The 13238-nt window shown below is 57.9% G+C and carries 13 protein-coding genes; 5 read left to right on the top strand and 8 right to left on the bottom strand.

Annotation, left to right across the window (positions count from 1 at the left end; all coding sequences use genetic code 11):
- Positions 1-41: 41 nt before the first annotated feature.
- Complete coding sequence (locus H5P17_RS03650) at positions 42-632, top strand: Yip1 family protein (RefSeq protein WP_020825776.1); 591 nt, start codon at positions 42-44, stop codon at positions 630-632.
- 53 nt (positions 633-685) lie between these two features.
- Here the strand turns inward: H5P17_RS03650 and H5P17_RS03645 are convergent, their stop codons facing one another.
- A complete protein-coding gene (locus tag H5P17_RS03645; RefSeq protein ID WP_182821310.1) occupies positions 686-1537 on the bottom strand; it encodes a DMT family transporter in 852 nt (283 codons plus the stop codon).
- A gap of 473 nt (positions 1538-2010) precedes the next feature.
- Between H5P17_RS03645 and H5P17_RS03640 the strand changes: the two genes are divergently transcribed.
- Genes H5P17_RS03640 through H5P17_RS03630 form a run of 3 tightly spaced genes read left to right on the top strand, consistent with a single transcriptional unit; the run spans position 2011 to position 4704 of the window.
- A complete protein-coding gene (locus tag H5P17_RS03640; RefSeq protein ID WP_182821381.1) occupies positions 2011-2727 on the top strand; it encodes an ABC transporter ATP-binding protein in 717 nt (238 codons plus the stop codon).
- A 16-nt stretch (positions 2728-2743) separates the two neighbouring features.
- Positions 2744-3700: an ABC transporter substrate-binding protein gene (locus H5P17_RS03635; protein ID WP_182821308.1), complete on the top strand. Its 957-nt coding sequence runs from the start codon at positions 2744-2746 to the stop codon at positions 3698-3700.
- Positions 3697-4704, top strand: coding sequence for an iron ABC transporter permease (locus tag H5P17_RS03630; RefSeq protein WP_182821306.1), 1008 nt, complete (start codon positions 3697-3699; stop codon positions 4702-4704). Before H5P17_RS03635 ends, H5P17_RS03630 begins: the two co-directional genes overlap by 4 nt.
- Positions 4705-4712: 8 nt before the next feature.
- On the opposite strand, the gene H5P17_RS03625 is transcribed toward H5P17_RS03630, so the two are convergent.
- From H5P17_RS03625 to H5P17_RS03605, 5 genes are all read right to left on the bottom strand, one after another.
- Positions 4713-6236, bottom strand: coding sequence for a sulfite reductase flavoprotein subunit alpha (locus tag H5P17_RS03625; RefSeq protein ID WP_182821304.1), 1524 nt, complete (start codon positions 6234-6236; stop codon positions 4713-4715).
- 5 nt (positions 6237-6241) lie between these two features.
- Positions 6242-6667, bottom strand: coding sequence for a PAS domain-containing protein (locus H5P17_RS03620; protein WP_044549045.1), 426 nt, complete (start codon positions 6665-6667; stop codon positions 6242-6244).
- A 208-nt stretch (positions 6668-6875) separates the two neighbouring features.
- Complete coding sequence (dld, locus tag H5P17_RS03615) at positions 6876-8594, bottom strand: D-lactate dehydrogenase (RefSeq protein ID WP_182821302.1); 1719 nt, start codon at positions 8592-8594, stop codon at positions 6876-6878.
- Positions 8595-8713: 119 nt separating this feature from the next.
- Positions 8714-9508, bottom strand: coding sequence for a type I methionyl aminopeptidase (gene map, locus H5P17_RS03610; RefSeq protein WP_182821300.1), 795 nt, complete (start codon positions 9506-9508; stop codon positions 8714-8716).
- Positions 9505-9708: a ParD-like family protein gene (locus tag H5P17_RS03605; RefSeq protein WP_020825782.1), complete on the bottom strand. Its 204-nt coding sequence runs from the start codon at positions 9706-9708 to the stop codon at positions 9505-9507. The genes map and H5P17_RS03605 overlap by 4 nt, the downstream gene beginning before the upstream one ends.
- A gap of 168 nt (positions 9709-9876) precedes the next feature.
- On the opposite strand from H5P17_RS03605, the gene ddlA reads away from it, so the two are divergent.
- The gene (gene ddlA / locus H5P17_RS03600; RefSeq protein WP_182821299.1) at positions 9877-10980 is read left to right on the top strand and encodes a D-alanine--D-alanine ligase; all 1104 of its coding nucleotides are present in this window, start codon (positions 9877-9879) and stop codon (positions 10978-10980) included.
- A gap of 36 nt (positions 10981-11016) precedes the next feature.
- Here ddlA and H5P17_RS03595 read toward each other — a convergent pair whose 3' ends face one another.
- Positions 11017-11796, bottom strand: a complete 780-nt coding sequence (locus tag H5P17_RS03595; protein WP_020825784.1) for an ABC transporter substrate-binding protein — start codon at positions 11794-11796, stop codon at positions 11017-11019.
- 42 nt (positions 11797-11838) lie between these two features.
- Positions 11839-12993, bottom strand: coding sequence for a pyridoxal phosphate-dependent aminotransferase (locus H5P17_RS03590; RefSeq protein WP_182821297.1), 1155 nt, complete (start codon positions 12991-12993; stop codon positions 11839-11841).
- Positions 12994-13238: the final 245 nt, after the last annotated feature.

Below are 13238 nucleotides of genomic sequence, written 5' to 3'. Positions count from 1 at the left end.
CGTTCGCCGATCGCGACCTACGGCGATGGAGGAGGTGTCTCATGGTTAATCATGTTTGGGGACTTCTGGCGCATCCAAGCACCGAGTTCGAACACATTAAAAGCGAGAACGAAAGCGTCTCGCACCTTTACACCCACCACGTGCTGTTGCTGGCGTTGATCCCGGTGATCTGCGCGTTTATCGGGACCACCCAATTGGGCTGGCTCTCCGGCGAAGGGCACGCTATCCGGCTCGACATGTTCACGGCTTCTTACACGGCGGTCGCATTTTACCTGCTGATGTTGGCGGGTGTGGCAATCATGGGGAAAGTGATCCACTGGATGGCGCGCCGCTATGAAGTTCGCCCGAGCCTGCATCGTTGCATGGTGTTTGCCGGCTATGTCGCCACCCCGATGTTCCTCAGCGGCATCGTGGCGCTGTATCCCGTAGTGTGGCTGTGCCTGTTTGTCGGCGTGATTGGCCTGTGTTATTCGGGCTATCTGTTGAATCTGGGTATACCTCACTTCCTGAATATCGACAGTAAAGAAGGCTTTATTTTCTCCAGCTCTACCTTTGCCATCGGCATCCTGTTGCTTGAGTTACTGCTCGGGGTCACGGTGCTGCTGTGGGGGTATGGTTCCTGGTTGTTCTGAAGTGATTGAGTGTTAGCCCCTCACGCCGGCCTGGCGTGAGGGGCTTTTGCTGTCTAGGGTTGGCGAAACACCAGCATCACACCGCCCAGAATAGCCACCATGCCCAGCATGCTGATGGCTGCCAGCGCATGGCCGAGCAGCAGATAATCCAGCAGGGCGGTCACCGCCGGGATCAGATAGAACAGGCTGGTGACCTGCACCAGGTTGCCGCGCTGGATCAGCCGGTACAGCAGGAAGGTGGCCAACACCGAAATCACCACCGCCATCCACAGCAGCGGCAGAACAAATGCCACGCCCCAATCGACCCGCAGCGGCTCAAACGGCAGCACCAGCGTGCACATCAGCAAGCCAACCGCGTACTGTAACGGCAATACCGCCAGCGGGGGTTGGCTCAGGCCCTTTTGCAACAGGGTGCCGGCGGTCATGCACCCCAACGCAATAAAGGCGCACAGCATACCGACCAGTGAGAAGTGGGCAATCATCAGGCTTTGATACACCACCAGCGTCAGTCCGGCCATCGCCAGCAGCAGGCCTAAGCCGCGCAACCCTGAGCAGCGGCGTTCGGTAACGAACTGGGTAAGTATCGGTTGAACGCCGAGCAGCGTCGCCAGCACGCCGGGAGTGATGCCCTGTTCCAGCGCCAGCAGATAACAAATCTGGTAGCTGCCGATCATAAGCAGACCGATCAGCGCCACCCGAAGACGGGTGCCGGCAGCCGGTAAGCATTGCCGTTGCCACAGGCCGATAGCCAACAGCAGTGCCAGCGCGATAGCGCAACGAAAGAAAAGGAAAGCGAAGGCGGAAGCGTGCTCCAGCCCCCAGCGCGAGAAAATTGCGCCGCTGCTCCAGAGCAGAACGAATAGCGTAGCCAGGCCGGCGTTGGCCCAGTGAGAAATGAATCGCATTTTGTTTTCACCTGTCGTGAAAATAATAAGCTCCAGCAGGCGCGGCGTTCTACGCCTGAGCGCAAATCAAGTAAAGCTGGAGGTGAGATCTTCGGCTTGGCTTAGCGCACAACCACAGAGCGTGGCGGGTAAGCGGCTACCGCGGTAACGACAGAGAAAACGGCGGGTGGGGCTGAGGATGCGCACAGCAGAACGACGGCCGGAGCGGTCGCGTCTGTAGGATCTGTGCTGTGCGCCAGGTAGGTCATGTGAGTTCCTGAAAACCGTGAATGAAACTATCCGCATCAAACATACCCAAGTTGACCGGTATGTGCAACGCGTGCGGCAAAAGACTTTGCGATTCGCTTTTGCAGAAGGCGGGCAATCGTGATAAAAGAATTTATATGTTATAACGTAACAGAAAATGCATAATGAATTCAGTTCACGACATCCTCCGTGTCGATGGGGTTAGCCTGATCGGTCACCGTGAGGCATTGATACTCGATAACATCCATTTCGCGCTCCGCTCTGGTGAGAAGCTGGCGGTGATAGGCCCTAACGGCAGCGGTAAGTCGAGCCTGTTGCGCGCCCTGATCGGCGAAACGCGGCCGGACAGCGGCGGCATTTACTGGCGCGGTCGCGCCTTGTCCGATTGGCCTGCGGCGGAACGCGCCAGAAGCATCGCCTTTCTGGCACAAAACGATCTGCCGGATTTGCGGCTGTTGGTTGAGGACTACGTAGCGTTGGGCCGTTTACCGCATGGCGAACGCTCTGCGGCGGGAAAAAGTATCGTTGACGAGGCCATCGGGGAAACCGGGCTGGCGCCGCTCAGGCACCATCCGCTGGGGCGGCTCTCGGGCGGTCAGCGTCAGCGCGCTGCGCTGGCCCGAGCGTTGGCGCAGTCTCCCAGCCTGTTGTTACTGGATGAACCGACTAATCATCTCGATCCGCCCGGGCGCTCGGCGCTGCTGTCGTTAGTGAAAAATAAGGATATCGCCGTGATTGCGGTTCTGCACGATCTGCCCGTGGCAGAGGCGTTTGCCGATCGCATCCTGGTGCTTAACGAAAGCCGTCAGGTGGCCTGCGGTACGCCTGAGGCGGTGTTGCAGACCCGGGTGATTTTTCCGGTGTTCGGCATGAACAGTTTCAAAGTAGCGCATCCCGCCAGCGGCAAAACGCTGCGTATTTTTGACGTTCCACATTGCGCTTGATAAACCAGAGAGAAACATGAACGCACGCGTATTCATCCTGCTTCTGTTGCTGGCCGCCAGGTCGGCGGCGGCCGAAAATTTTCCCGTCACCGTAGAAAGCTGCGGTATGCCGGTTACCTTCAATCAGGCGCCGCAGCGCGCCGTCATCAATGACATCAACATGGCTGAGATGGCCTTTGCACTGCACCTGCAGGATCGCATTGTCGGGCTGACCGGCATCACCGGCTGGTACAAACTGACGCCTGACTTCAAGGCCGCAATGGGTCACATTCCCGAACTGGCACCGAAATATCCCGCTTTGGAAACGTTGCTGGTGGCACAACCGGATTTCTTCTTCGCCGGCTGGAACTATGGCATGAAGATCGGCGGTGACGTCACGCCGGAGAAGCTCGCCCCGTTCGGCATCAAAACGCTGGTGCTGGGCGAGAGCTGCGTGCAGGCTGGCGGGCGGCCGCAGAAGGCCGATATGAACCTGCTGTATGACGATGAACTGAAGCTCGGCAAAATTTTCGGCAAGCAGCGAGAGGCCGCCGCGTTGGTTGAGGGATGGCAGCGCCGGTTAGCCGCGCTTCCGGCCAGGCCTGCGGGACAGCCGCCGCTCAAGGTGTTCGTCTATGATTCGGGTGAGGAGAAGCCTTTCACCAGTGGCAAATACGCCATGCCGACGGCGATTATCGAGGCGGCTGGCGGCCACAACGTGATGGACGGTTTGCCTGCGAGCTGGACGACGGCGTCCTGGGAGGCGGTAGCGGCTGCAGAGCCCGACTTCATTATTCTGCTGGATTACCAGACCGGCTCGGGTGCCGATGCGCTGCGGCGCTTCCTCGAGTCTCACCCATTGATGAAATTGACGCCTGCCGTGCAGCACCACCGCTACCTGAAACTGCAGTATGCGGAGCTGACGCCGGGGCCGGCCAATATCGGCGCGGTGGAAAAGCTGGCGCGGGCGTTGTACGCGCCGGCCACCAAATGAATGCGCCGACCGGACGGTTTATGTTGCTCGCACCGCTGGCGCTGTTGATATTGTGCGGGTTAATGATCTGGAGCCTGCAGTTGGGCAGCGTTGCGCTGTCATGGCGGCAGACGATGGCGGCATTGGGGCTTTCATCTGCCCCGCTCTCCGGCATGCTGGATACCATCGTCGTGCAACTGCGGGTGCCCAGAGCCTTGCTGGCTGCATTGACCGGCGCCGGGCTGGCGATGACCGGCGCGCTGCTGCAGACCACCACCCGCAATGAGCTGGCCGACCCTTTTTTGTTTGGGCTCTCCTCCGGCGCCTCTGCCGGCGCGGTGCTGGTCATCACGCGCTTCGGGGATGCGCTGGGTGCGTTGACGTTGCCGCTGTCCGCTTTCGCTGGCGGCATTTTGTCTGCGATGGCGGTGATGGTACTGTTTCGCGTCAGCCGGATCAGGCGTGCCGAGCAGCTTATCGTCTGCGGCCTGGCGGTCTCATTTTTGTTCAGCGCACTCACCAGCTATCTGGTATTTTCCGGCGATCAGCGGGCGGCCGGTTCGGTCTTGTTTTGGTCGCTGGGTGGGTTGGGGCTGGCGCGTTGGGAAAATCTGTTCATTCCGCTAGTGAGTTTCGTGCTGCTGGTCGGGTTTACCGCGCTGCGTTGGCGGGCGCTGGACGCGCTGTTGGCAGGAGAGCAGACTGCCCATTCGATGGGGGTCAACGTAGCGCGCTTGCGAACCGAGACCTTTCTGTGCTGCGCACTGTCCACGGCGTTTCTCGTTTCACTGACGGGCGTGATCGGTTTTGTCGGGCTGATGGTGCCTTATCTGGCCCGACGTCTGGTGGGCGTGCGTCACCGTTTGTCCGTGCCGATGTGCGGCTTGCTGGGGGCGATACTGCTGACCGGCGGCGACATGCTCAGCCGCAGCCTGATCCCCCATCAGGAACTGCCCATCGGCATCATTACGGCGGGGCTGGGGGGCGCATTTATCGTCTCTTTACTGCTGCGCGCGGAGCGGTGAGCCCCCTCTCAATAAAGTTCCAGGTGCAGGCGCTGCTGCTCTATCAGCGTCTGGCACAGGTTTTCCGTCCGGCAGGCTTTCTCCAGCGCTGTCGCCACGGCATGTTCCAGATATTGTCGATTGCCGCACAGGTAGACGTGCGCCCCCTTAAGCAACAGCTCCCTCACGTAATCGGCATGTTCTTCGATCGCGTGCTGCACGTAGTATTTCGTGGCGCCGTCGCGGGAAAATGCGGTAATGAGTCGATTCAGTACGCCACCCTCGCACAGCGACTCAAGCTCTTCGCGGTACAGGAAGTCTTCATCGCGGCGTTTTTCTCCGAAGATTAAGGCGGTTTCGCGTTGTTCGCCACCGAGCGCCATTTCGCGCAGCAAGCCTATCAAGGGGGCGATGCCGGTGCCGGTACCGATAAACAGCACGGGAATCTCCGGATCGGGCGGCAGGTAGAAGCTGGGGTTGGCGCGGCAGAAGACACGGAAGGGGCCAGGGTGATCCAGCAGCCAACCGGTCGCGGTACCGCTTCGAGCACGCCCATTACGTTCGTAACGGACCTCGCGAACGCACAAGTCCAGACTGTCTTCTCGCGAGGCCGAAGCGATCGAATAGGCGCGCGGCAGGCAAGCAGGGAGCAGGCTCAGCAGATCTTCCAGAGTGACCGACTGCGGCGTGCAAAATTCTTGCAGTACGTCCAGCAGATCGGCGCCGTACAGGTAAGCCTCCAACGCCTTGCGCTGGCGGATCTTCAGCATTCCCTTGAGGTCTTCACTGTCGGCAAGCTGCGCCAGTTCGCGTAGCACCGCCTTGCTTATCTGACGCAGCTCCCGCTGGCGTAGCGCTTCTTTGGCTTCGGGTCGGCCGAGCCAGGCGGCCAAACGAAGCAGTAAAGCCTCGTCGTTTTCCGGTAGCAGGTAGAGCGAATCACCTGCGCGGTAGCCGATGCCGCTGCCGGCGATATCCAGGCGAAGATGCCAGGCGTACGGCGCTCGGGCGCTGAGAGAGCGGCGCTCCAGCAGGCCGGCGGCAAAAGCATTGTCCTCGCCATAAGCGGTGACGCGCAGATGCAGATCGCGCCCGGCCTGCAAGTCCCCCGCAATTACCTGTTCCACTACGGCGGACCAGGTGGCGAAAAAGCTCTCGAAGTTGACGTCGGCATCAACGCGGTTGACGATGGCCTGCGCTCCGCGTTCGGACAACCCGGCGTCAAGCGACTGCGTGAAACCGCAAAAACGCGGGTAAGCCGTATCGCCCAGGCCGAAAATGGCGTAGCGCAGCTGTGCGAGGTTTTGCGTGTGTGCCAGAGCATCGAAAAAAAGCTCGGCGTTAGCCGGCGGCTCACCGTCGCCAAACGAACTGGATACGATAAGCAATAGGTCGCCTTTGCCCAGATCTGCCGGAGAAATTTCGTTGAGGGTCAATAGGGTGGGGGCATAGGGGTGCAGAAAAGGTAACCCGCCCAAGCGCGTTGCCAGCGCCTGGGCTTTGCCCGATTCCGAACCGTAGCCGATCAGGATACGTTCGATGATATCGGCCATGTTTCTTACTTATTGTAGTGGTTGTCGAACTGTTCTTTGGAGAATTCGACGGAGTCGAAATCGGTCATCAGATCGTTGATCACACGGCGGATACTGATGTAGGCCTCGATCTTGCCCTGTGCGTCATAGAGCGGTTGCACGGTGGTGTCGACCACATACAGCACGCCACCTTTACCGACGTTGGGAATGATGCCGGTCCAGATATTTCCGGCTTTAATGGTATCCCACATCTCTTTATAGATGGCCTTGGGGACGGAAGGGTGGCGTACGATGTTGTGAGGTTGTCCCACCAGTTCTTCCCGGCTAAAGCCGGTGAGCTGGCAAAACAGGTCGTTGACATAGGTGATGGTGCCTTGCAGGTCGGTGGTGGAGATCACCATCACTTTGTCCAGTGCGGACAGCAGCTGGGCGGAATCGAGGGTCTGGCTCATGGAAGGTTCCTTCTCATTAATTTTGCGGTGAACGTCACGGCAGATGTCACGTATCCGTCATGACAAAGTTGTTATTGATTCTTATTTACACCGCATGATAATCAGCAGACTTTAAAGTTGCAATAAAAATGCATCTTTAAAATTGTAAAAAGAGGGATGCATCTGGAAGGAGGGCTCGCCGGTGCAGCGGCGAGCCAAAGGGGAAGGGTTATTGACCGTTACCGGCCCAGTGCTTCCGCTTGCTGGTTTTGCCCAAACCGGGGTTAAAGCTGTTGGTGGGATCGGCGCTGCGGTAGAACGCCTGCAAATCCGGCTTGGCGGGGTAGAGATGGCCGACGTTATGTTCCGCCGGGTACTCTGCGCCGCGTTGGTTGAGGATCTCCAACATCTTTTCCTTGAGCGCATGGCTGTCGACGCCTTTTTTCACCACATAATCCTGGTGGAAGACGTGGCACATAAAGTGGCCGTAATACAGCTTGTGCACCAGTTGGCTGTCGATTTCCGGCGGCAGGGTTTCGAACCAGTCGGTATCGTTGCGGCGCAGCGCGATATCCAGCGCCAAAATATCCTCGACCTTGTCGGCGTGCACCGCATGGTAACGCACTGCCGCGCCGGCGGCGGCAAAGCGGTGCAGGAAGGCCTTCTTGCCTTCATCCGGGGTGCAGACGAAGAACGCCCCGTTGGCCTCGGCAAAGTATTGGCTCAGGTACTGCTGCGCCTCTTCGACGCCCGGCCCGGCCATTTTCAGCAGCAGGTGGTGTTCAAAGCGCTCGCGATACTCTTTCATGCGCTTAGGCAGGTGGCTGGGCGCCAGATGGCTCAGGCCCTGCATCAGGCGGTCGGTCAGGTTATGCGGCAGCAACGGCAGCTTGTTGAGGCTGGCGTCCATGCGGCCTTTCAGAGTGAAGAAGGTCGGCATCTGATCGGTGCCGAGCTTGTCGATCATCATAAAGGTGTCTTTGCCATACACTTCGGCGATATCAAAAATATCCCGGTGCATGTATTCGCCGGCAACCGGCAGGTTGTCAAACTTGCTCAGCATGTGGCGGCGCAGTTCGGTCAATACTGCAGTGTCGTTGGTCCCGATGTAAAACACCTGCTCTTTACCCTCTTTCTCGAAGGTGTCCAGCCGCACGGCAAATACCGCCAGTTTGCCTGCGCAGCCGGAGGCTTCGTACAGGCGACGCTTGTCAGCGTTAAAACGGGAGGGCGTATCGGCATCGACGTCGCGAACACGGCTGGCATATTCATTGTCGGAGGCACGCAGCTCGCCGTGCTCGACATCTTCCGGCCGGTAGTCGCCTTTCTCCAGGCGGGTAAGGATCTCTTCCGGCGTATCCCCGAGTTTAATGCCCAGATGGTTAACCAGACGCAGCTGACCGTCTTCACCCAGTTGGGCATACAGCGCCATCTCGGTGTAGGCAGGGCCGCGTTTGACCAGTGAACCACCGGAGTTGTTGCACACGCCGCCGATCACCGAAGCGCCGATGCAGGACGAGCCAATTACCGAATGCGGTTCGCGGCCATAAGGCTTGAGCAATTTTTCCAACTGGTTGAGCGTACTGCCGGGGAAGCCGACCACCTGTTTGCCATTGTCCAGCACCTGCACATGGTTGAGGCGCAGGGTGCTGATAATGACGATATCACGGTCATAGTCGTTGCCGCTGGGCGTTGAACCTTCGGTCAGACCGGTGTTCGCCGCCTGCATGATGACGATTTTATCGGCGGCGACGCAGGCCTCAAGCAACTGCCACAGCTGCAGCAGGCGCGTCGGAAACACCACCGCCAGCGCCTGGCCCTCGCCGGAGCGAAAGCCCTTGCGGTAACGTTCGGTGCTGCGTTCACCGGTCAGCAGCTGCGGGCCACCGACGATGCTTTTGAGCTTACTGAGAAACGCCTGGTTGGTGGCGCTGGTGGACTGCGTCATGCCGATCTCCCTGTCGTCCCCATCGTTTTCCACCGGGCAGCTTTGTCGATTGCCCGGTGAAATCCATGAGGTGATTAATTTAGTAAGTCATTAACTTGGTAGCTTGATGGCTTAATAACTTAGTATCGTTCTTTGTAACCAGCCTGGCGCTCTTCGTCGCGCAGCGTCAGGATTTCCACGCCGTCGGCGGTAACCGCAACGGTGTGCTCCCACTGGGCAGACAGCTTTTTATCACGCGTAACCACTGTCCAACCGTCTTTCTTTTGCTTAATGCGGTGGTCACCCTGATTGATCATGGGTTCGATGGTAAAGACCATGCCTTCCTGCAGCACCATACCGGTGCCCGGTTGGCCAAAGTGCATCACCGCCGGTTCTTCATGCATATCGCGGCCGATGCCGTGACCGCAGTATTCCCGCACTATGCTGTAGCCGGCTTTTTCTGCGTGCTGTTGGATCGCATGGCCGATATCCCCCAGCGTCGCGCCCGGTTTCACCACGCGGATGCCTTGCCACATAGACTCATACACGTTATTCACCAGCCGTTTGGCCAGCGGCGTGATTTGCCCAATGCAGTACATTTTGCTGGAGTCGGCAATATAGCCGTCGTGTTCCAGCGTAATGTCGACGTTAACGATCATGCCGGAGCGCAGTATTTTGCTGGCCGACGGAACGCCGTGGCAGATCACTTCGTCAATCGAGGTATTGAGCACATAGGGAAAACCGTACTGTCCTTTTGTAGACGGGCGCGATTTCAGCTCGTCGATGATAAAGGCCTCGGCGCGGTCGTTGATCTCCATCGTCGAGATGCCTTCGACTATCACCTCATCGAGCATAGCAAACACCTTTGCCAGCAGCGCGCCAGAGTGACGCATTTTGACAATCTCTTCCGGTGTTTTGATCACAATCTGTTTCACCCGACAATCTCCTTTAACGTCATCGCGTTATCTTTCATCATTTTTTTTACCAGTTGGGGGTAGGTCAGTTCCGGATGGAACTCCGCCAGCATGCCAATCTTGATCCAGTATTCCGCCTGCGCGTTGATCGAGCGCGTCATCGTCAGGCTAGCCAGGCGCAGATCGTCATGCAGCGCGTCTGAAATTTTCACAATGCCCATAGGCTGCTCCTCAGTGCAGTAATATACGAAGTGTATACGTTTTGGATGGTCGCAATTTGGCATTCCGTGGGGTGGTCATTTTCCGGGTTGCAACGATTGCTGCCACGGGGCAATGCGTTTATTGTGATAAACGACTTTTTTGCCATGATTTTTCAGAAGGATTAGGGCGTGACCAAATTACGTGTTGGGGTGATCTTCGGCGGTAAATCGGCGGAGCATGAGGTTTCACTGCAGTCGGCAAAAAACATTGTGGATGCCATAGACAAAGAGAAGTTTGACGTCACATTGCTGGGGATAGACAAACAGGGGCACTGGCACATCAACGATGCGTCCAACTACCTGTTGAATGCGGAAAACCCGGCGCTGATTGCGTTGAACCGCTCAAATAAAAATGTAGCGTTGATCCCCGGTCAGGAAAAACAGCAGTTGATTGAGTCAGGTAGCGCCGGTGCGTTAGGCCAGCTCGACGTGGTATTCCCGATCGTGCACGGCACGCTGGGGGAAGACGGTTCATTGCAGGGGCTACTGCGGATGGCGAATTTGCCGTTCGTCGGCGCTGGCGTATTGGGGTCTGCGGTCAGCATGGACAAAGACGTCACCAAACGTCTGCTGCGTGATGCCGGGCTGGCGGTCGCGCCTTTTGTAACCCTGACGCGCAGCAACCGCGCCAAATTCACTTTTGAACAGCTCAGCGAACGCCTGGGGCTGCCGCTGTTTGTTAAACCGGCTAACCAGGGTTCTTCGGTGGGCGTCAGCAAGGTGCAGGATCGCAACGGCTATGAGGCCGCGGTGGCGCTGGCGTTCAGCTTCGATCACAAGGTGCTGGTGGAGTCGGCGATTGTCGGCCGCGAAATCGAGTGTGCGGTGTTGGGCAATGACGAACCGCAGGCCAGCCTGTGTGGCGAAATCGTGCTGAGCGATGCCTTCTACTCGTACGACACCAAGTACATCAATGAGCAGGGCGCTCAGGTGGTGGTACCGGCGGCGATTACGCCGGAGGTGAGCGACAAAATCCGCGAGGTGGCGCTGAAAGCCTTCCGGGCGCTGGAATGTTTTGGCTTGGCGCGCGTGGACGTGTTCCTGACGCCGGACAACAACGTGGTGATCAACGAGATCAACACGCTGCCGGGCTTCACCAATATCAGCATGTATCCCAAACTGTGGGCCGCCGGCGGCATCAGCTATAGCCAACTGATTACCCGTCTGATTGAGCTGGCGCTGGAGCGCCATCAGCAGGATCGTGCGTTGAACAGTTCAGTATTCGATCGCTAAAACAGTCAGGGGCGAAGCGATTTTCGCCCCTGATTTTTACTTCACCGTTACGTCAATATCGCCAAAATATTTCTTCGCCAGCTCGCTCACCGTGCCTTGCTGCTTCACTTTGACGATCGCCTCATTCAGTTTTTTCTTCAGCGCCTCATCGCCTTTGCGCAGGCCGAAAGCAATGCCCTCGCCAAGGATTTTGTCGTCGCTGACCGCATCGCCGACGAAGGCAAAGCCCTTACCGTCCGGGTGCGCCAGGAAGCCGCTTTGTCCCGACGGGGCCATCACCAGCGTGGCGTCGAGACGCCCGGCGGTCAGGTCCAGATAGGCCTGGTTCTGATCCTGATAAGACACCACGTCCACGCCCTGCGGCGCCCAGTGAGCCTTGGCGTAAGTCTCCTGAATCGAGCCTTGCAGCACGCCGACGTGTTTGCCTGCCAGCGAGGTGGCGTTCGGCAACAGGCCGCTGTCGGCCTTGGCGATCAGGCGGTTCGGTACCTGATAGATTGAATCGGTGAAGTCGATGGCCTGGCGACGCTGATCGGTAACGTTCATCGCCGAGTTGATGGCGTCAAACTTGCGCGCCTTCAGCGCCGGGATCAGACTGTCGAAAGAGGTTTCGACCCAGCTGCATTTCAGCTGGGCGGCGGCGCAAACGGCGTTGCCCAGATCGATATCAAAACCGACGAGCTGGCCACTGGCAGATTTGGATTCAAACGGTGGGTACAGCGCTTCCAGGCCAAAACGCAAGGTGTTTTCCGCCGCCAGCGTGGAACCGGCGGCCAGCAGGCAGCCTGCGGCGATCAACGTTTTCAGTGATTTCATATTCAGAGCCCTTTTCCCATGGTCAAAGCAAAAGTGAATGCATTACACCTGACACAGACGGCGTGCGCCTTCCAGCAGGGTCTGGTTATCTTTTGAAAAACTCAGTCGAATAATGCCGGTATTGGTGCCGTCGCTGTAGAACGCCGACAGCGGGATAGTGGCGACTTTGGCTTCGCGGATCAGACGCACCGCAAAATCGTTGTCGCTTTCGCTGCTGAAACCGCTAAAGCGGGCCAGCATAAAGAAACTGCCACGGCTGGGCAGTAATTCAAAGCGCGAATCTTGCAGGGCGTTCGCCAGCAGGTCGCGTTTCTGCTGGTAGAAAGCCGCCAACCCTAAATAACTTTGCGGATTAGCCAAGGCTTCGGCGAAGGCGTACTGCATCGGGGTATCGGCGGAAAACACCATAAACTGGTGTACCTTGCGGATCTCGTCCATCAATGCCGCCGGTGCCATGCAGTAACCGACGCGCCAGCCGGTGACGTGATAGGTTTTGCCAAACGATGAAACGATCACGCTGCGTTCGGCCAGTTGCGGGTAGCGTGCCATGCTGTGATGAATATCGCCGTCGAACACCACGTGTTCGTAAACCTCGTCGGACAGAATGACGATATCGGTGTTGCGCGTCAGGGCGGTCAGTCGTTCGATATCATGTTCGCCAAACACGCTGCCCGTTGGGTTGTGCGGGCTGTTGACGATGATCATCCGCGTTTTGCTGTTGATGGCCGCAGCGACCTCATCCCAGTCAATATGCAGATCTTGCAGCGACAGTTTAATCGCCACCGGAGTGGCGCCCTGCAGGCGTACGATCGGCGCGTAGCTGTCGAAGGCCGGTTCGAAATAAATCACCTCATCGCCTGGGTGCACCAATGCGCTGATAGCGGAATACAATCCTTCGCTGGCACTGGCTATGACCGTGATTTCTTCGTCAGCGTCGTAGCGCGCGCCATACAATCGTTCAACTTTATCCGCCAGCGCGGTGCGTAATGCCGCCACGCCGCTCATTGGCGCATATTGGTTATGTCCTGCGCGCATGGCTTGCGACACTGCCTCAACCAACTGCGGTTCACAGGCGAAGTTCGGTGCGCCCTGCGACAGGTTCAGAGCCTGGTGTTCGGCGCTGAGCTGGCCGATAACGGTAAAAATAGTGGTGCCGACGTCCGGCAACTTCGAACGTTGTGAGCAGGCGCTCTGCATGGGAGGCTCCAGGGGAAAGGGGGTATCGCTTGATTAAGCATCAATGACGGTAGGCCAACAAGGGAAAGTTTGTCATACTTGCCATGCAATCAGATCATGACTGATTCCCCTTCATTCTTGAAACGATCTCGGCGTTGGCTGCGCTTACTTATCCGAATCACTGACTCATGTCAGCTCATCGGGTTGCGTTCACTGGCCGCCTTGATGTCGTTCCAATTATTTGGGGGAATCCTTGGAATTTCAGG

Source organism: Serratia sp. OS31, from assembly GCF_014164835.1.
GTDB classification, from domain to species: Bacteria; Pseudomonadota; Gammaproteobacteria; order Enterobacterales; family Enterobacteriaceae; genus Serratia; species Serratia liquefaciens_A.
Note: the sequence above shows the minus strand (reverse complement) of the source record. Positions and strands in the feature narration are given on the sequence as shown.

Excerpts from the sequence above, each read along its gene's own strand:
- H5P17_RS03650 (WP_020825776.1), top strand. The coding sequence starts at position 42 with ATGGTTAATCATGTTTGGGGACTTCTGGCGCATCCAAGCACCGAGTTC.
- H5P17_RS03645 (WP_182821310.1), bottom strand. The coding sequence starts at position 1,537 with ATGCGATTCATTTCTCACTGGGCCAACGCCGGCCTGGCTACGCTATTC.
- H5P17_RS03635 (WP_182821308.1), top strand. The coding sequence starts at position 2,744 with ATGAACGCACGCGTATTCATCCTGCTTCTGTTGCTGGCCGCCAGGTCG.
- H5P17_RS03630 (WP_182821306.1), top strand. The coding sequence starts at position 3,697 with ATGAATGCGCCGACCGGACGGTTTATGTTGCTCGCACCGCTGGCGCTG.
- H5P17_RS03625 (WP_182821304.1), bottom strand. The coding sequence starts at position 6,236 with ATGGCCGATATCATCGAACGTATCCTGATCGGCTACGGTTCGGAATCG.
- H5P17_RS03620 (WP_044549045.1), bottom strand. The coding sequence starts at position 6,667 with ATGAGCCAGACCCTCGATTCCGCCCAGCTGCTGTCCGCACTGGACAAA.
- dld (WP_182821302.1), bottom strand. The coding sequence starts at position 8,594 with ATGACGCAGTCCACCAGCGCCACCAACCAGGCGTTTCTCAGTAAGCTC.
- H5P17_RS03605 (WP_020825782.1), bottom strand. The coding sequence starts at position 9,708 with ATGGGCATTGTGAAAATTTCAGACGCGCTGCATGACGATCTGCGCCTG.
- H5P17_RS03595 (WP_020825784.1), bottom strand. The coding sequence starts at position 11,796 with ATGAAATCACTGAAAACGTTGATCGCCGCAGGCTGCCTGCTGGCCGCC.
- H5P17_RS03590 (WP_182821297.1), bottom strand. The coding sequence starts at position 12,993 with ATGCAGAGCGCCTGCTCACAACGTTCGAAGTTGCCGGACGTCGGCACC.